Origin of the sequence: Escherichia sp. KTE114, from assembly GCF_000407765.1 — a bacterium.
Taxonomy (GTDB): Bacteria; Pseudomonadota; Gammaproteobacteria; order Enterobacterales; family Enterobacteriaceae; genus Escherichia; species Escherichia ruysiae.
Window position 1 is genome coordinate 1,943,752 of the sequence record NZ_KE136626.1, and the last position, 18,449, is coordinate 1,962,200.

At 53.6% G+C, this 18,449-nt stretch carries 13 protein-coding genes; 1 reads left to right on the forward strand and 12 read right to left on the reverse strand.

Annotated elements, in window-relative coordinates; all coding sequences use genetic code 11:
• Nucleotides 1-13: 13 nt before the first annotated feature.
• The 6 genes from apaH to lptD are packed head-to-tail and all read right to left on the reverse strand — an operon-like array spanning nt 14 to nt 6,746.
• Nucleotides 14-856, reverse strand: coding sequence for a bis(5'-nucleosyl)-tetraphosphatase (symmetrical) ApaH (gene apaH / locus WC5_RS11615; RefSeq protein WP_000257177.1), 843 nt, complete (start codon nt 854-856; stop codon nt 14-16).
• A gap of 6 nt (nt 857-862) precedes the next feature.
• Complete coding sequence (gene apaG, locus WC5_RS11610) at nt 863-1,240, reverse strand: Co2+/Mg2+ efflux facilitator ApaG/CorD (RefSeq protein ID WP_000610905.1); 378 nt, start codon at nt 1,238-1,240, stop codon at nt 863-865.
• A 2-nt stretch (nt 1,241-1,242) separates the two neighbouring features.
• On the reverse strand, nt 1,243-2,064 hold the full coding sequence (gene rsmA / locus WC5_RS11605) for a 16S rRNA (adenine(1518)-N(6)/adenine(1519)-N(6))-dimethyltransferase RsmA (protein ID WP_001042780.1): 822 nt from the start codon (nt 2,062-2,064) through the stop codon (nt 1,243-1,245).
• The gene (gene pdxA / locus WC5_RS11600; protein WP_000241275.1) at nt 2,061-3,050 is read right to left on the reverse strand and encodes a 4-hydroxythreonine-4-phosphate dehydrogenase PdxA; all 990 of its coding nucleotides are present in this window, start codon (nt 3,048-3,050) and stop codon (nt 2,061-2,063) included. The genes rsmA and pdxA overlap by 4 nt, the downstream gene beginning before the upstream one ends.
• Nucleotides 3,050-4,336, reverse strand: a complete 1,287-nt coding sequence (gene surA / locus WC5_RS11595) for a peptidylprolyl isomerase SurA (RefSeq protein WP_000800488.1) — start codon at nt 4,334-4,336, stop codon at nt 3,050-3,052. Before surA ends, pdxA begins: the two co-directional genes overlap by 1 nt.
• A 52-nt stretch (nt 4,337-4,388) precedes the next feature.
• Nucleotides 4,389-6,746, reverse strand: coding sequence for an LPS assembly protein LptD (lptD, locus tag WC5_RS11590; protein WP_000746179.1), 2,358 nt, complete (start codon nt 6,744-6,746; stop codon nt 4,389-4,391).
• A 254-nt stretch (nt 6,747-7,000) separates the two neighbouring features.
• On the opposite strand from lptD, the gene djlA reads away from it, so the two are divergent.
• Nucleotides 7,001-7,816, forward strand: coding sequence for a co-chaperone DjlA (gene djlA, locus WC5_RS11585; protein WP_001200584.1), 816 nt, complete (start codon nt 7,001-7,003; stop codon nt 7,814-7,816).
• 81 nt (nt 7,817-7,897) lie between these two features.
• On the opposite strand, the gene rluA is transcribed toward djlA, so the two are convergent.
• The 6 genes from rluA to araB all read right to left on the reverse strand — a co-directional run bounded on the left by rluA (nt 7,898) and on the right by araB (nt 18,143).
• Complete coding sequence (gene rluA / locus WC5_RS11580) at nt 7,898-8,557, reverse strand: bifunctional tRNA pseudouridine(32) synthase/23S rRNA pseudouridine(746) synthase RluA (RefSeq protein WP_000525168.1); 660 nt, start codon at nt 8,555-8,557, stop codon at nt 7,898-7,900.
• Nucleotides 8,558-8,568: 11 nt separating this feature from the next.
• A complete protein-coding gene (gene rapA, locus WC5_RS11575; RefSeq protein WP_001116984.1) occupies nt 8,569-11,475 on the reverse strand; it encodes an RNA polymerase-associated protein RapA in 2,907 nt (968 codons plus the stop codon).
• Between the two features lie 164 nt (nt 11,476-11,639).
• A complete protein-coding gene (gene polB, locus WC5_RS11570; RefSeq protein ID WP_016231574.1) occupies nt 11,640-13,991 on the reverse strand; it encodes a DNA polymerase II in 2,352 nt (783 codons plus the stop codon).
• 74 nt (nt 13,992-14,065) lie between these two features.
• Entirely contained in the window at nt 14,066-14,761 is a 696-nt protein-coding gene (araD, locus tag WC5_RS11565) for an L-ribulose-5-phosphate 4-epimerase (RefSeq protein ID WP_000888660.1), read from the reverse strand.
• A 168-nt stretch (nt 14,762-14,929) separates the two neighbouring features.
• Nucleotides 14,930-16,432 carry an L-arabinose isomerase gene (gene araA / locus WC5_RS11560; protein WP_000151753.1) on the reverse strand — a complete coding sequence of 501 codons (1,503 nt, stop codon included), beginning with the start codon at nt 16,430-16,432 and terminating at the stop codon, nt 14,930-14,932.
• A 10-nt stretch (nt 16,433-16,442) separates the two neighbouring features.
• The gene (gene araB / locus WC5_RS11555; RefSeq protein WP_000951879.1) at nt 16,443-18,143 is read right to left on the reverse strand and encodes a ribulokinase; all 1,701 of its coding nucleotides are present in this window, start codon (nt 18,141-18,143) and stop codon (nt 16,443-16,445) included.
• Nucleotides 18,144-18,449 lie beyond the last annotated feature (306 nt).

Sequence of the window (18,449 nt, forward strand, 5' to 3'; positions counted from 1 at the left end):
TAACGGTATTGTATTAAGACGCCGCCGCTTCGCCCATATCTTTGTGCCGGTTCGACGGCTGGACGAAATACTGCTTATCTTCCCAGCGCAGGCAGGTTAATGTCCCGCCCCAGCAGCATCCTGTATCCAGCGCGTAAATACCTTCTGGCGTACCTTTGCCCTCCAGCGATGCCCAGTGACCAAAGGCGATGCTGTATTCTTCAGCGACAGGGCCAGGAATCGCAAACCACGGTTTCAGTGGGGCAGGGGCCTCTTCCGGCGATTCTTTGCTGTACATATCCAGTTGACCGTTCGGGAAGCAAAAACGCATACGGGTAAAGGCGTTGGTGATAAAACGCAGTCTTCCCAGCCCCCGCAATTCCGGTGACCAGTTATTTGGCATATCGCCGTACATAGCGTCGAGAAAGAAGGGATAGGAGTCACTCGACAATACTGCTTCTACGTCGTGAGCACACTCTTTGGCTGTCTCTAAGTCCCACTGCGGCGTGATCCCCGCGTGAGCCATCACCAGTTTTTTCTCTTCGTCGATTTGCAGCAGAGGCTGGCGACGCAGCCAGTTAAGCAGCTCGTCGGCGTCCGGCGCTTCCAGCAGCGGTGTCAGGCGATCTTTGGGTTTATTACGGCTGATCCCGGCGAATACCGCCAGCAGATGCAGATCGTGATTACCCAGAACCAGACGCACGCTGTCGCCTAAGGATTTTACATAGCGCAGAACATCAAGCGAACCAGGCCCGCGCGCGACCAGGTCGCCCGTCAGCCAGAGGGTATCTTTCCCAGGGGTAAATTCCACTTTATGCAGCAATGCGATCAGTTCATCGTAACAACCATGAACGTCGCCAATAAGGTATGTCGCCATATTATTTTAATGAATGAGTATTGGAACGGAGAGTCGGAATACAGGAATGTCGATGCTGAATGGAACGCCATTTTCATCGATCATTTCGTAGTGACCCTGCATGGTGCCCATCGGTGTTTCAATAATCGCACCGCTGGTGTACTGGTACTCTTCGCCAGGGGCGATATGCGGCTGAACGCCCACCACACCTTCGCCCTGGACTTCGGTTTCACGGCCATTGCCGTTGGTGATCAGCCAGTAACGCCCCAACAACTGCACTGGCGCTCGCCCCAGGTTGCGTATGGTTACGGTATAAGAAAAAACGTAACGTTCATTATCAGGTGAAGATTGCGCTTCAATGTAAACACTTTGAACCTGAATACACACTCGGGGCGAATTGATCATCGTTAACTCTCCTGCAAAGACGCGTTCTCCGCCAGATAGTTCGCCATCTGGCAATATTGCGCGACAGAGATATTTTCCGCTCGCATCGCCGGGTCGATGCCCATTCCCGTTAACACCTCGACGCTAAACAGGTTGCCGAGGCTGTTACGAATGGTTTTACGACGCTGGTTAAAGGCTTCGGTGGTGATACGGCTTAACACGCGAACATCTTTAACCGGGTAAGGCATCGTTGCATGAGGAACCAGGCGCACGACGGCGGAATCCACTTTTGGTGGTGGTGTAAAGGCTGATGGCGGTACTTCCAGCACCGGGATCACGTTGCAATAATATTGCGCCATGACGCTTAATCGACCATACGCTTTGCTGTTCGGTCCTGCAACCAGACGATTCACCACCTCTTTTTGCAACATAAAGTGCATGTCGGCAATGGCATCAGTATAGCTAAACAGATGGAACATCAACGGCGTGGAGATGTTATACGGCAGGTTACCGAAAACTCGTAGCGGCTGCCCCATTTTCTCGGACAGCTCACCGAAGTTAAAGGTCATCGCATCCTGCTGATAAATCGTCAGTTTCGGGCCTAAGAACGGATGCGTTTGCAGACGTGCCGCCAGATCGCGGTCAAGTTCGATGACCGTCAGCTGGTCCAGACGTTCGCCGACCGGTTCGGTCAATGCCGCCAGACCGGGGCCGATTTCGACCATCGCCTGACCCTTCTGCGGGTTAATGGCAGAAACAATGCTGTCGATCACGAACTGATCGTTGAGAAAGTTTTGCCCGAAGCGTTTACGGGCTAAGTGGCCCTGGTGGACTCGTTTATTCATTGGGTATTAACAATCATTTTGATGGCGAGATTAAGCGCCGTAATAAAACTGCCGACATCGGCTTTGCCACGTCCCGCCAGTTCCAGCGCGGTGCCGTGGTCAACCGATGTGCGAATAAAGGGCAGGCCCAGCGTAATGTTCACACCGCGCCCGAAGCCCTGGTATTTTAGCACGGGAAGACCCTGATCGTGGTACATCGCCAGCACCGCGTCGGCGTTGTCGAGATATTTAGGCTGAAACAGGGTATCGGCAGGCAAAGGCCCGTTGAGTTTCATCCCCTGCGCCCGTAACTCGTCGAGCACCGGAATGATGGTGTCTATCTCTTCCGTGCCCATATGACCGCCTTCACCTGCGTGCGGATTCAGTCCACAGACCAGAATGCGCGGCTCAGCAATACCAAATTTGGTTTGCAAATCGTGATGCAAAATAGAAATGACTTCATGCAGCAGTGGTGGGGTGATGGCGTCAGCGATATCACGTAGCGGTAAATGCGTCGTTGCCAGCGCCACGCGAAGTTCTTCGGTTGCCAGCATCATCACGACTTTTTTTGCCTGCGAGCGTTCTTCGAAAAACTCGGTATGACCGGTAAACGGAATACCAGCGTCGTTAATGACGCCTTTATGCACGGGGCCGGTAATCAGTGCGGCAAATTCACCGTTCAGACAGCCATCACACGCTCGCGCCAGCGTCTCTACCACGTAATGCCCATTTTCAACCGTTAATTGCCCCGCAGTCACAGGTGATCGTAGCGCGACAGGAAGTAGCGTTAATGTGCCAGCAGTTTGCGGTTGTGCAGGGGAGTCTGGGGAATAAGGGCGGAGAGTAAGCGGCAAACCGAGCATCACTGCCCGGTCGGTAAGGAGAGTAGCATCGGCACAAACAACCAGTTCGACCGGCCACTCACGCTGTGCAAGCTGGACAACTAAGTCCGGGCCAATCCCGGCGGGTTCGCCGGGAGTGATCACAACACGTTGGGTTTTAACCATTAGTTGCTCAGGATTTTAACGTAGGCGCTGGCGCGTTGTTCCTGCATCCAGCTTGCTGCTTCTTCCGAGAACTTACGGTTCATCAGCATACGATAAGCACGATCTTTCTGCGCAGCGTCGGTTTTATCGACATTACGGGTATCCAGCAGTTCGATTAAATGCCAGCCGAATGAAGAGTGAACCGGTGCACTCATTTGACCTTTATTCAGGCGGGTCAACGCGTCACGGAAGGCCGGATCGAAAATATCTGGCGTTGCCCAGCCAAGATCGCCGCCCTGGTTGGCAGAGCCAGGATCCTGAGAGAACTCTTTCGCTGCGGCAGCAAAAGTTGTTTTACCACTCTTGATGTCCGCTGCAATTTGTTCCAGTTTCACGCGGGCCTGTTCGTCAGTCATGATCGGCGACGGTTTCAGCAGAATATGGCGAGCATGAACTTCGGTCACCGAGATATTTTTGCTTTCGCCGCGCAGGTCGTTAACTTTCAGAATATGGAAGCCAACGCCAGAACGAATCGGACCAACAATATCGCCTTTCTTCGCCGTGCTTAACGCCTGGGCGAAAATTCCCGGCAGTTCCTGAATACGACCCCAGCCCATCTGACCGCCGTTCAGCGCCTGCTGATCGGCAGAGTGAGCGATCGCCAGTTTACCGAAATCAGCGCCGTTACGAGCCTGATCGACAATGGCACGCGCCTGCGTTTCCGCTTCGTTTACCTGCTCAGAAGACGGGTTTTCCGGCAGCGGGATCAGGATGTGGCTTAAGTTCAGCTCAGTGCTGGCATCGTTTTGATTACCGACTTGTTGCGCCAGAGCTTCAACTTCCTGCGGCAGGATGGTGATACGACGACGCACTTCGTTGTTACGCACTTCAGAGATAATCATCTCTTTGCGGATCTGGTTACGATAGGTGTTGTAGTTCAGACCATCGTAGGCCAGACGGCTGCGCATCTGATCCAGCGTCATATTGTTCTGTTTGGCAATATTGGCAATCGCCTGATCGAGCTGCTCATCGGAGATTTTCACTCCCATTTTCTGCCCCATCTGCAAGAGGATTTGATCCATGATCAAACGCTCCATGATTTGGTGGCGCAGCGTCGCGTCATCAGGAAGTTGCTGCCTTGCCTGGGCGGCATTCATTTTTACCGACTGCATTAATCCATCAACGTCGCTTTCCAGCACGACGCCGTTATTGACGACGGCTGCGACTTTATCGACTACCTGGGGGGCAGCGAAACTGGTATTCGCGATCATCGCGATACCGAGAAGCAGCGTTTTCCAGTTCTTCATACTTTTTCCATTTCAATTAACCGCACTGCGGATTACGTGGTAAATCAACAAATCACAAAGAGTTTTGATACGGCAGAATGTTCGAACGCAGCATCTCTTGCGTACCCAGACCGTAGTTAGAGCTCAGGCCGCGAAGTTCGATGTTAAAGCCGATTGCGTTGTCATATACCGCATGTTGTTTATCGTTATCCCAACCGTTCAGCTTCCGCTCGTAACCGACGCGAATCGCATAGCAGCAGGAGCTGTATTGCACGCCTAACATAGAGTCGGCTTGCTTGTTCGCATTGGTGTCGTAGTAGTAAGCCCCGACAATTGACCAACGATCGGCGATTGGCCAGCTGGCGACTGCACCTACCTGCGAAATACCGTTTTTAAATTGTTCATATGTGGAATAATAATTAGGCAGTGTCGCCTGTATATATTCCGGGCTGGCATAGCGATAGTTCAGCTGTACCAGACGGTCTTCATCACGACGGTATTCAATACTGGTGTTACTGGTGGCTACGTTATCCAGACGAGTATCGTACTGAATGCCGCCACGTAATCCCCAGCGTTCGGAGATGCGCCAGTAGGTATCGCCTGCCCATACCAGTGAGCCCGTTTTGTCGTCATTCTCCCATGTTATGTTGTCATCGCCGGTGCGAGACTCCGTGAAATAGTAGATTTGACCAACGGAAATATTAAAACGTTCAACGGCTGCATCATCATATACGCGAGTTGTGATACCGGTCGTCACTTGGTTTGCGGAAGCAACACGGTCAAGACCGCCATAACTCCGGTCCCGGAACAGGCCTGAGTAGTCGGATTGCAACAGTGCGGAGTCATAGTTATAGATTTTGCTCTGATCGCGATACGGCACATACAGGTATTGAGCGCGCGGCTCCAGCGTCTGGGTGTAACCTGGCGCCAGCATTTCCATATCACGTTCGAAGACCATTTTGCCGTCAACTTTAAATTGCGGCATTACGCGGTTAACAGAATCTGCCAACTTATTGTTTTGTGGGTTGCTGTTATACCAGTCGAGATTGGTCTGCTGATAATGGGTAGCCAGTAGCTTCGCTTCGGTATTGATACTGCCCCAGGTGTTAGATAACGGCAGATTGATCGTCGGCTCCAGATGAACGCGAGTAGCCTCTGGCATATTGCTGTTTGTATTAACAAAATGCACTGCCTGACCATAAACTCGGGTATCAAAAGGGCCGAGATCGTTATGGTAGTAGTTGACGTCTAACTGCGGTTCAGCGGCATAGCTGTTGCCACTGGTATCATCAAAAACCTGGAATTGTTTATGCGAAAGCGTAGCGTCAAAGTTCTGCACCGCATAGCCAACGCTGAATTTTTGCGTTGCGTAACCATCGGTACTGGAACCATATTTATTATCAAAATCGTTGAAATAGGTCGGGTCGCTGACTTTGGTGTAGTCGATGTTAAAGCGCCAAACCTGGTCCATCACTCCGGAGTGTTGCCAGTAGAACAACCAACGGCGTGAATTGCTATCTTCTGGATGTTCATCTTCATAGACTTTATCCGAAGGCAGATAATCCAGTTCCATCAAGCCTGCGCCTGCCTGGGTGAGATAACGGAATTCGTTCTCCCACATGATGTTGCCACGACGATGCATATAATGCGGCGTGATGGTGGCATCCATATTTGGCGCGATGTTCCAGTAATATGGCAGATAGAATTCAAAGTAGTTGGTGGTGGTGTATTTGGCGTTCGGAATCAAGAAACCAGAACGGCGTTTATCACCCACCGGCAACTGCAAATACGGGCTGTAAAAGATCGGAACCGGACCCACCTTAAAGCGGGCGTTCCAGATCTCCGCAACTTGTTCTTCGCGGTCATGAATAATTTCGCTACCTACCACGCTCCAGGTATCAGAACCTGGCAAACAGGAAGTAAAGCTACCGTTATCCAGAATGGTGTAGCGGTTTTCGCCACGCTGTTTCATCAGGTCCGCTTTACCACGACCCTGGCGACCCACCATCTGGTAATCACCTTCCCAGACGTTGGTATCTTTGGTGTTCAGATTCGCCCAGCCTTTCGGCCCTTTGAGGATCACCTGGTTATCGTCGTAATGGACATTACCGAGCGCATCAACAGTACGTATCGGCTCCGGTTGTCCTGGTGCCTCTTTTTGATGGAGCTGCACTTCGTCGGCCTGCAGACGGCTGTTACCCTGCATGATATCTACGCTGCCAGTAAACACGGCGTCATCGGGGTAATTCCCCTTTGCGTGGTCAGCATTAATCGTCACGGGTAAGTCGTTAGTATCGCCCTGTACCAGAGGACGGTCATAGCTTGGCACGCCCAACATACACTGTGAGGCGAGGTCGGCTGCCAGTCCCTGTTGACTGTAAAGGGCGGTGGCAATCATGGTGGCCAGGAGAGTGGGGATACGTTTTTTCATACGTTGATTTTATTGTTCCATCATCGGTAACGTTGCGCGTGACAAACGGTCAGAGACTAACGTACTCGTCATCTCTACGCTAGTGTTAATCCTGTCCGAATAGCGTCAGTGGTGTTAGGCACGGCATTGAATGACAGGTATGATAATGCAAATTATAGGCGATGTCCCACAATTGACCGCAGCCGGAAAACGGTAAAAGCACCTTTATATTGTGGGAGATAGCCCTGATATCCGTGTGTCGATTTGGGGAATATATGCAGTATTGGGGAAAAATCATTGGCGTGGCCGTGGCCTTACTGATGGGCGGCGGCTTTTGGGGCGTTGTATTAGGTCTGTTAATCGGCCATATGTTTGATAAAGCCCGCAGCCGCAAAATGGCGTGGTTCGCCAACCAACGCGAGCGTCAGGCGCTGTTTTTTGCCACCACTTTTGAAGTGATGGGGCATTTAACCAAATCTAAAGGGCGTGTTACTGAGGCTGATATTCATATCGCCACATTGCTCATGGATCGGATGAATTTACACGGAGCTTCCCGTACTGCGGCGCAAAATGCATTCCGGGTGGGAAAATCAGACAATTACCCGCTGCGCGAAAAGATGCGTCAGTTTCGCAGTGTCTGCTTTGGTCGTTTTGACTTAATTCGTATGTTTCTTGAGATCCAGATTCAGGCCGCATTTGCCGATGGTTCACTGCATCCAAACGAACGGGCGGTGTTGTATGTGATTGCTGAAGAGTTGGGGATCTCCCGCGCCCAGTTTGACCAGTTTCTGCGCATGATGCAGGGTGGGGCGCAATTTGGCGGCGGTTATCAGCAGCAGTCTGGCGGTGGTAACTGGCAGCAAGCGCAGCGTGGCCCGACGCTGGAAGATGCCTGTAACGTGCTGGGCGTGAAGCCGACGGATGATGCAACCACCATTAAACGTGCCTACCGTAAGCTGATGAGCGAACACCATCCCGATAAGCTGGTAGCGAAAGGTTTACCGCCAGAGATGATGGAGATGGCGAAGCAAAAAGCGCAGGAAATTCAGCAGGCGTATGAGCTGATAAAGCAGCAGAAAGGATTTAAATAAGTTTTAGGGCGAGTCAGACATTGTAGGCCGGATGCGGCGTGAACGCCTTATCCGGCCTACCGAACTGCACCAGCGTGACTATTAAAAATCCGCAGGCGCCTTAAACGTCATACTATTGCCATATGCCGGATGGGTAATCGTCAACATCTCTGCATGTAGCAGCAAACGCGGTGCCATCGCCCTGGCTTCTGGTGAAGCATAAAAACGATCGCCGAGAATCGGATGACCCAGCGCCAGCATATGCACACGTAGCTGATGCGAACGTCCGGTAACCGGCTTTAACACCACTCTTGCCGTGTTATCCGCCGCATAATCCACCACTTCATATTCCGTCTGCGCAGGCTTACCCGTTTCGTAACAGACTTTCTGTTTCGGGCGGTTTGGCCAGTCGCAAATCAATGGCAGATCTATCAGACCTTCGGCAGGGGATGGATGCCCCCAGACGCGAGCCACATACTGCTTTTTCGGCTCGCGCTCGCGGAACTGGCGTTTTAATTCCCGTTCCGCCGCTTTGGTCAGCGCCACTACAATCACGCCGCTGGTGGCCATATCCAGACGATGCACCGATTCTGCCTGCGGATAATCACGCTGAATGCGCGTCATCACGCTGTCTTTGTGCTCTTCCAGACGCCCCGGCACAGACAACAAACCGCTCGGCTTGTTGACCACCATAATGTGGTCATCCTGATACAGGATAACCAGCCAGGGTTCCTGCGGTGGATTGTAGTTTTCCATCCCCATTTTCGACTCCGTTACTGATGCGTCACAACGATCAAACGCAGGGCATCCAGACGCCAGCCTGCCTGATCCAGGCTTTCCATCACCTGCTGACGGTTGCTCTCAATGGCGGTCAGTTCGTCGTCACGAATGTTCGGGTTCACTGCACGCAGAGCTTCCAGACGAGACAGCTCGGCAGACAGTTTTTCGTCAGCTTCGTTACGCGCAGCATCGATCAGTGCACGGGCAGACTTCTCAATCTGCGCTTCACCCAGTTGCAGGATAGCGTGAACCTCTTGCTGTACGGCGTTAACCAGCTTGCTACCGGTGTGGCGATTCACTGCGTTAAGCTGACGGTTAAAGGTTTCAAACTCCACCTGCGCCGCCAGGTTGTTGCCGTTTTTATCCAACAGCATACGTACCGGCGTCGGCGGCAGGAAGCGGTTAAGCTGCAACTGCTTCGGCGCTTGTGCTTCAACCACGTAAATCAGCTCCACCAACAGCGTACCTACCGGCAACGCTTTATTTTTCAACAGTGAAATCGTGCTGCTACCAGTATCGCCAGAAAGGATCAGATCCAGCCCGTTGCGGATCAGCGGATGTTCCCAGGTAATAAACTGCGCATCTTCACGCGCCAGCGCCACTTCACGATCAAAGGTGATGGTGATGCCATCTTCCGACAGACCCGGGAAGTCCGGCACCAGCATGTGATCGGACGGTGTCAGCACGATCATGTTGTCGCCGCGATCGTCCTGATTGATACCAATAATATCGAACAGATTCATGGCGAAGGCGATCAGGTTGGTATCGTCATCCTGCTCTTCAATGCTTTCTGCCAGTGCCTGGGCTTTTTCGCCACCGTTGGAGTGGATCTCCAGCAGGCGGTCACGCCCCTGCTCCAGCTGTGCTTTCAGGGCTTCATGCTGCTCGCGGCAGTTTTTGATCAGCTCATCAAAGCCTTCGGTTTGATCGGGTGAAGCCAGGTAGTTAATCAGATCGTTGTACACGCTATCGTAAATAGTGCGTCCGGTCGGGCAGGTGTGCTCGAAGGCATCCAGACCCTCGTGGTACCAGCGCACCAGCACTGACTGAGCGGTTTTTTCCAGATAAGGTACGTGGATCTGAATATCGTGCGCCTGACCGATACGATCCAGACGACCAATACGCTGCTCCAGCAGGTCTGGGTTGAACGGCAGATCGAACATTACCATGTGGCTGGCGAACTGGAAGTTACGCCCTTCAGAACCGATTTCCGAGCACAGCAGCACTTGTGCGCCGGTATCTTCTTCGGCGAACCATGCGGCTGCGCGGTCACGTTCGATAATCGACATGCCTTCGTGGAACACCGCTGCGCGAATACCTTCACGCTCGCGCAGCACCTGCTCCAGTTGCAGCGCGGTGGCGGCTTTAGCGCAGATCACCAGCACTTTCTGAGAGCGATGGCTGGTCAGGTAGCCCATCAGCCACTCAACGCGCGGATCGAAGTTCCACCAGGTGGCGTTATCACCTTCAAATTCCTGATAAATACGCTCCGGGTAGAGCATATCGCGGGCGCGGTCTTCCGCACTTTTACGTGCGCCCATGATGCCGGAGACTTTAATAGCCGTCTGATATTGCGTCGGCAGCGGCAGTTTAATAGTGTGTAGCTCGCGTTTCGGGAAGCCTTTCACACCGTTACGGGTGTTACGGAACAGCACGCGGCTGGTGCCGTGGCGATCCATCAGCATCGAAACCAGCTCCTGACGGGCGCTCTGGGCATCTTCGCTGTCGCTGTTTGCTGCTTGCAACAGCGGCTCGATATCCTGCTCGCCGATCATCTCGCCAAGCATGTTCAGTTCGTCATTGCTCAGTTTGTTACCTGCCAGCAGCATGGCAACGGCGTCCGCAACCGGACGATAATTTTTCTGCTCTTCAACGAATTGCGCGAAATCGTGGAAACGGTTCGGATCCAGCAGACGCAGACGGGCGAAGTGGCTTTCCATCCCCAGTTGTTCCGGGGTCGCAGTCAGCAGCAGAACGCCCGGCACATGCTCTGCCAGTTGTTCAATGGCCTGATATTCACGGCTTGGTGCATCTTCGCTCCACACCAGGTGGTGCGCTTCGTCGACTACCAGTAGATCCCACTCAGCTTCACAGAGATGTTCCAGACGCTGTTTGCTGCGACGGGCAAAATCCAGCGAGCAAATCACCAGCTGTTCGGTATCGAACGGGTTGTAAGCATCGTGCTGAGCTTCGGCATAACGCTCATCATCAAACAGAGCAAAACGTAGGTTGAAACGGCGCAGCATTTCTACCAGCCACTGATGCTGTAAGGTTTCCGGGACGATAATCAGCACACGTTCAGCAGCGCCAGAGAGCAACTGCTGATGCAGGATCATCCCAGCTTCAATGGTTTTCCCTAAACCCACTTCGTCAGCCAGCAGAACGCGCGGCGCGTGGCGGCGACCAACATCATGAGCGATGTTGAGCTGGTGCGGGATCAGACTGGTACGCTGACCGCGCAGGCCGCTGTACGGCATACGGAACTGTTCGCTGGAATACTTACGTGCGCGATAACGCAGCGCAAAGCGATCCATACGGTCGATCTGCCCGGCAAACAGGCGGTCTTGCGGTTTGCTGAACACCAGTTTGCTATCAAGGAAAACTTCGCGCAGGGGCACGCCGGCTTCTTCAGTATCCAGGCGAGTACCGATATAGGTCAGCAAGCCATTTTCTTCTTTTACTTCTTCGACTTGCATCTGCCAGCCGTCGTGGCTGGTAATGGTATCACCAGGGTTGAACATCACGCGGGTCACGGGGGAATCACTGCGTGCGTACAGACGGTTTTCACCAGTAGATGGGAAAAGCAGAGTGACAGTTCGCGCATCCACCGCGACAACGGTTCCAAGTCCCAATTCGCTTTCTGTATCGCTGATCCAGCGTTGACCAAGTGTAAAAGGCATATGTGTTCGGCTCTATATCTTTAATTGCAGGCAATAACTACCCGCTACCGGGCTTATGTGGTAGTGGCGTTATTCAGGTCCAGGAATGGAAAGGGCGCTATGGTACTGGATGGCAAAGGATTCGTCACGCATCAAAATGGTATCTGGCGAACTCTTTTTTTTGCTCAAAATAGCCCAAGTTGCCCGGTCATAAGTGTAGCAAAATTATCCTCAATAAAGGGGAGTATTCCTTCCGCCACCGGTTGAAGCTGGCGAGTCAGATAGTGTTCGTAATCCAGCGGTGAACGTTGATAGTCCAGCGGCTCCGGGCCGTTAGTGGTCCAGACATATTTAATGGTGCCTCGGTTCTGATATTGCAAGGGGCGTCCGCGCTTTTGGTTTTCTTCATCGGCAAGGCGAGCGGCGCGTACATGAGGCGGCACATTACGCTGATATTCGCTCAGTGGGCGGCGTAGCCGTTTGCGGTAAACCAGCCGTGCATCCAGTTCACCTGCCATCAGTTTGTCGATGGTTTCGCGGATATAATCCTGATATGGCTCGTTGCGAAAGATGCGCAAATACAGCTCCTGCTGAAACTGCTGAGCCAGTGGTGTCCAGTCGGTACGCACGGTTTCCAGCCCTTTAAACACCATCCGCTGCTTGTCGCCTTCCTGAATCAGTCCGGCGTATCGCTTCTTACTGCCGGTATCGGCTCCGCGAATAGTTGGCATCAGAAAACGGCAGAAATGAGTTTCATACTCCAGTTCCAGCGCACTGGTCAGCCGTTGTTTTTGCAGCGTTTCCGCCCACCAGGCGTTAACGTGCTGCACCAGTGCACGACCGATTTTCGCCGCCTCTTCTTCGCAATGTGCGCCTTTCAGCCAGACAAACGTTGAATCGGTATCGCCATAGATCACGTCATAGCCTTGCGCTTCAATTAACGCTTTGGTTTGTCGCATGATCTGATGACCGCGCATGGTGATCGATGACGCCAGGCGCGGATCGAAGAACCGGCAGGCGGTCGTACCAAGCACGCCATAAAAGGCATTCATAATGATTTTCAGTGCCTGCGACAGCGGCTTATTGCCCTGACGTTTGGCTTCATCGCGGCCGTGCCAGATGTTAGTTACGATCTCTGGCAGGCAATGTTTTTCCCGCGAGAACCAGGCTTCGAGAAAACCTTCGGTGCTGTGCTCTGGATCAGGCTGCGCCATGCCTTCCACCAGCCCGACGGGATCAATCAGAAAGGTGCGGATGATCGATGGGTACAGGCTTTTGTAGTCCAGCACCAGCACCGAATCATACAGCCCTGGTCGCGAATCCATCACGTAGCCGCCAGGGCTGGCGTGCGGTGGAACTTCGCCGAGATTGGGCGCGACATATCCGGCGCGATGCATTCGCGGGAAATAGAGATGACCAAACGCCGCCACCGAACCACCGTGCCGATCCACCGGCAGGCCGTTAACCGTCGCCCGTTCGAGCAAAAATGGCATGATTTCAGTTTTATGGAAGATCTGCGTTACCAGTTCGCAATCTTTCAGGTTATAAGTCGCCAGTGCGGGCTTATCTTCGGCGAAACGGCGGTCAATTTCGTCCATCCGATCCCACGGGTTATCGATAGATTTTCCTTCGCCTAACAATTCCTGGGCGACGGTTTCCAGCGAGAATGAAGAGAAATTCCAGAACGCGGATTTCAGCGCCTCGATACCGTCGATAATTAGCCGGCCTTTGGCCTGGGCAAAAAAAACACCGTTTTTAAAACCGTGCTCGCGCCACTCCAGCTCGCTGTTATCGCGCCCCAGACGCAGCGGAATGCGGTAACGCTCGGCATGTTTTTGCAGCATTCGCAGATCAAACTGCACCACGTTCCAGCCGATGATCACATCGGGATCGTGGTTTGCAAACCAGGCGTTAAGTTTTTCCAGCAGTTGCGGACGGCTGGCGACGTACTCCAGTTCGAAATCAAGTGAGGAAGCGTCGCCATTCTCTGGCCCCAGCATATAAACGATGCGCTGCCCACAGCCTTCCAGGCCGATGCAGTACAGCTCACCGTGGCGGGTAGTTTCAATATCTATAGAGACCCACTTGAGCGGCGGGCGGTAGTCGGGATGCGGTTTCAGACGGGCATTAACGATAGCGCCATCACGCAAATCACCCTCGACCCACACCGGAGCGGTAATAAACTGCTCCATCAGATAGCGTTCTGGCGGGCGCACATCGGCCTCGTAGACGGTAACGCCACTTTCACGCAGGCGCTTCTCGTAATTCATCAACTGGCGATGGGCGCGACAGTAAAGGCCATACACCGGCTGGCGGTGAAAATCCTTTAACGCCAGCGACGTCAGGCGAAATCCTTGCTCACCCTGCAAAATATGTTGAGCGCGGGGAACGTGATCGGCGGGAATAAACGCCACGGACTCTTGCGGCGCAAGCGTAACCTGCAACGGCCCGTTGTCCGTCGCTAACCAAAAGGAAACTTCGGTTCCTTGCGGGGTATCCCGCCAGTGTCGGGTTAAGATAAAACCTGCCTGCGCCACGTTGAAAATCCAATAAAAAACCAGGCTTGAGTATAGCCTGGTTTTGGTTGACTGGCTGTGGTTTTATACAGTCATTACTGCCCGTAATATGCCTTCGCGCCATGCTTACGCAGATAGTGCTTATCCAGCAACGTTTGTTGCATATCCGGTAACTGCGGCGCTAACTGGCGGCAGAAAATCCCCATATAAGCGACTTCTTCCAGCACGATGGCGTTGTGCACCGCATCTTCGGCATTTTTACCCCACGCAAATGGACCGTGAGAATGCACCAGTACGCCTGGCATTTGCGCCGCGTCGATCCCCTGTTTTTTGAAAGTTTCAACGATGACGTTACCGGTTTCCCACTCATATTCACCGTTGATTTCCGCATCGGTCATTTTACGCGTACAGGGAATGGTGCCGTAGAAATAGTCGGCGTGGGTGGTGCCGGTTGCCGGAATCGACTGACCTGCCTGCGCCCAGATGGTGGCGTGGCGGGAGTGCGTATGCACAATGCCGCCAATGGACGGGAATGCCTGATAGAGCAACCGGTGAGTTGGCGTGTCGGAGGAGGGCTTTTTCTTGCCTTCAACCACTTCACCGGTTGCGATACTGACCACGACCATATCGTCGGCGGCCATGGTACTGTAATCGACGCCGGAAGGTTTGATCACAAAGACGCCGCGCTCGCGATCAACGGCGCTGACGTTGCCCCAGGTCAGCGTGACCAGGTTGTGTTTTGGCAGCGCCAGATTGGCTTCTAATACCTGACGTTTGAGATCTTCTAACATGTTGACTCCAGAGAGGTCATTTCCCCTCACCCCGACCCTCTCCCCAAAGGGGCGAGGGGGAAAAGAATGCCAGATGCGCTTTGCTTATCCGGCCTACAAAATCGCAGCGTGTAGGCCTGATAAGACGCGTTAGCGTCGCATCAGGCGTTGAAAGCCCGATGCGGCTAATTAGCGACGAAATCCGTAATACACTTCGTTCCAGCGCAGCGCGTCTTTAAACGCTGGCAGGCGGGTGTCGTTATCAATCACCGTGATTTCAATGTCGTGCATCTCGGCGAACTGGCGCATATCGTTGAGGTTCAGCGCATGGCTGAAGACGGTATGGTGCGCGCCACCAGCGACAATCCACGCTTCGGAAGCAGTTGGCAGATCCGGCTGCGCTTTCCACAACGCATTCGCTACCGGCAGTTTCGGCAGGGAGTGCGGCGTTTTCACCGTGTCGATGCAGTTAACCAGCAGACGATAACGATCGCCGAGATCAATCAGGCTGGCGACAATGGCCGGACCGGTTTGGGTGTTGAAGATCAGGCGGGCAGGATCGTCTTTACCGCCAATGCCAAGGTGCTGAACGTCGAGGATCGGTTTCTCTTCTGCGGCGATCGACGGGCAGACTTCCAGCATATGGGAGCCGAGCACCAGGTCATTACCTTTCTCGAAGTGATAGGTGTAATCCTCCATAAAGGAGGTGCCGCCCTGCAGACCGGTTGACATTACCTTCATGATGCGAAGCAGGGCGGCAGTTTTCCAGTCGCCTTCGCCCGCAAAGCCGTAACCCTGCTGCATCAGACGCTGTACGGCCAGACCAGGAAGCTGTTTCAGACCGTGCAAATCTTCAAAGGTGGTGGTGAACGCGTGGAAGCCACCTTGTTCCAGGAAACGCTTCATCCCCAGCTCAATACGTGCCGCTTCCAGCACGTTCTGCCGTTTTTCGCCGTGGATTTGTGTGGCAGGCGTCATGATGTAGCTGCTTTCATACTCATCGACCAGCGCGTTAACATCGCCATCGCTGATGGAGTTCACCACCTGCACCAGATCGCCAACCGCCCAGGTATTCACCGAGAAACCGAACTTGATCTGTGCGGCAACTTTATCGCCATCGGTGACCGCCACTTCACGCATATTGTCGCCAAAACGGCAGACTTTCAGATGACGGGTATCCTGTTTAGAGACCACCTGGCGCATCCAGGAGCCGATACGCTCATGGGCTTGTTTATCCTGCCAGTGACCGGTAACCACGGCATGTTGCTGACGCATACGCGCGCCAATGAAGCCGAACTCGCGACCGCCGTGCGCGGTCTGGTTCAGGTTCATAAAGTCCATATCGATACTGTCCCACGGCAGCGCCGCGTTAAACTGGGTGTGGAATTGCAGCAACGGTTTGTTGAGCATGGTCAGGCCGTTGATCCACATTTTTGCCGGGGAGAAAGTGTGCAGCCACACCACCAGACCGGCGCAACGATCGTCGTAATTGGCGTCGCGGCAAATAGCAGTGATTTCATCCGGCGTGGTGCCCAGCGGTTTCAGCACCAGTTTGCAGGGCAGTTTCGCTTCTGTATTCAGCGCATTAACAACGTGCTCGGCATGTTGGGTGACCTGACGCAGGGTTTCCGGGCCATACAGATGCTGGCTACCAATGACAAACCACACTTCATAATTATCAAAAATCGTCATTTTCGTGTCCTTATAGAGTCGGAACGGCCTGGGCAGCCTGTGCCGGGGCGGAAGTTGGAAGATAGTGTTGTTCGGCGCTCATCGCCCATTGCTGATAGCGGCGATAAAGCTGTTCAAAGCGTTGTGCCTGTTCGCTGCGCGGTTGTAGGGTTTTCTCTACCGCACTGGCCATTTTTTGCTGTGCTGATGGGATGTCTGCGTGTACTTTCGCGGCGACGGCAGCGAAAATTGCCGCACCGAGCGCACAGCACTGGTCAGAGGCTACAATTTGCAGCGGGCGATTCAGCACGTCGCAGCAGGCCTGCATAATGACCTGGTTTTTCCGCGCGATGCCGCCCAGCGCCATCACGTTATTGACGGCGATTCCCTGATCGGTGAAGCACTCCATGATTGCGCGTGCGCCAAAGGCGGTGGCGGCAATCAAACCGCCGAACAGCAGCGGAGCGTCGGTAGCGAGGTTCAGATCTGTAATTACCCCTTTCAGGCGTTGGTTCGCGTTCGGTGTGCGACGACCGTTAAACCAGTCGAGCACCACCGGCAGGTGATCCAGAGAAGGGTTTTTGGCCCACGCCTCGGTCAGCGCCGGAAGCAGGTGTTTTTGGCTGGCGTTGATTTGCTCTTTCAGTTCCGGATATTGGGCGGCGAGTTGTTCCAGAGGCCAGCCGAGTACGCGACCAAACCAGGCGTAGATATCACCAAATGCCGACTGACCGGCTTCCAGACCGATAAATCCAGGCACCACGCTGCCATCAACCTGGCCGCAAATGCCTTTCACCGCGCGTTCGCCGACGCTGTGTTTGTCGGCAATCAGAATGTCGCAGGTGGACGTGCCGATAACTTTTACCAGCGTGTTAGGCTGTGCACCCGCGCCGACCGCGCCCATATGGCAGTCAAACGCGCCGCCGGAAATCACAACGCTTTCAGGCAAACCGAGACGCTGCGCCCATTCCGGGCATAAGGTGCCCACCGGAATATCGGCAGTCCAGGTGTCAGTGAACAACGGGGAAGGTAAATGACGGTTGAGGATCGGATCCAGCTCATCAAAGAAACTGGCTGGTGGCAGGCCACCCCAGCTTTCATGCCACAGTGATTTATGCCCGGCGCTGCAACGTCCGCGACGAATATCCTGCGGGCGCGTGGTGCCGGAAAGCAGGGCAGGAACCCAGTCGCACAGCTCAATCCACGATGCGGCAGATTGCGCAACGGCGCTGTCCTGACGGGTAACGTGGAGAATTTTCGCCCAGAACCATTCGCTGGAATAAATACCGCCAATATAGCGGGAGTAGTCAACTTTGCCCGGTGTGTGACATAAGCGGGTGATCTCTTCTGCTTCTTCAACCGCTGTGTGGTCTTTCCACAATACGAACATCGCGTTCGGGTTTTCGGCAAACTCCGGGCGCAGCGCCAGCACGTTGCCGTCGGCGTCGATTGGCGCAGGCGTGGAGCCGGTGCTGTCCACGCCAATACCGACCACTTCAGCCCGTTGTTCGGCGCTAAGCTCTGCAAGCACGGTTTTCAGCGCCGCTTCCATTGACTCAATGTAGTCACGCGGATGATGACGGAACTGGTTATTCGGGGCATCACAAAATTGCCCTTTCTGCCAGCGGGGATACCACTCTACGCTGGTGGCGATCTCTTCACCGGTGGCGCATTCCACCGCCAAAGCTCGCACAGAATCACTGCCAAAATCGAGGCCAATTGCAATCGCCATCGTTTCACTCCATCCAAAAAAACGGGTATGGAGAAACAGTAGAGAGTTGCGATAAAAACAGTCAGGCAGTATTCGCTAATCTTATGGATAAAAATGCTATTGCATAGCAAAGTGTGACGCCGTGCAAATAATCAATGTGGACTTTTCTGCCGCGATTATAGACACTTTTGTTACGCGTTTTTGTCATGGCTTTCGTCCCTCCTTGTTACAAAATGCTTTTCACAAGCGGGGTTGTCGGTTGGATTAGTGAAGATAGCCCACCAGAGACGCAATGCTGATGATGTTTAATGCAATATGGACAATTGG

Coding starts and splice junctions, on each gene's coding strand:
- apaH (WP_000257177.1), bottom strand. CDS start 856: ATGGCGACATACCTTATTGGCGACGTTCATGGTTGTTACGATGAACTG.
- apaG (WP_000610905.1), bottom strand. CDS start 1,240: ATGATCAATTCGCCCCGAGTGTGTATTCAGGTTCAAAGTGTTTACATT.
- rsmA (WP_001042780.1), bottom strand. CDS start 2,064: ATGAATAAACGAGTCCACCAGGGCCACTTAGCCCGTAAACGCTTCGGG.
- pdxA (WP_000241275.1), bottom strand. CDS start 3,050: ATGGTTAAAACCCAACGTGTTGTGATCACTCCCGGCGAACCCGCCGGG.
- surA (WP_000800488.1), bottom strand. CDS start 4,336: ATGAAGAACTGGAAAACGCTGCTTCTCGGTATCGCGATGATCGCGAAT.
- lptD (WP_000746179.1), bottom strand. CDS start 6,746: ATGAAAAAACGTATCCCCACTCTCCTGGCCACCATGATTGCCACCGCC.
- djlA (WP_001200584.1), top strand. CDS start 7,001: ATGCAGTATTGGGGAAAAATCATTGGCGTGGCCGTGGCCTTACTGATG.
- rluA (WP_000525168.1), bottom strand. CDS start 8,557: ATGGGGATGGAAAACTACAATCCACCGCAGGAACCCTGGCTGGTTATC.
- rapA (WP_001116984.1), bottom strand. CDS start 11,475: ATGCCTTTTACACTTGGTCAACGCTGGATCAGCGATACAGAAAGCGAA.
- araD (WP_000888660.1), bottom strand. CDS start 14,761: ATGTTAGAAGATCTCAAACGTCAGGTATTAGAAGCCAATCTGGCGCTG.
- araA (WP_000151753.1), bottom strand. CDS start 16,432: ATGACGATTTTTGATAATTATGAAGTGTGGTTTGTCATTGGTAGCCAG.
- araB (WP_000951879.1), bottom strand. CDS start 18,143: ATGGCGATTGCAATTGGCCTCGATTTTGGCAGTGATTCTGTGCGAGCT.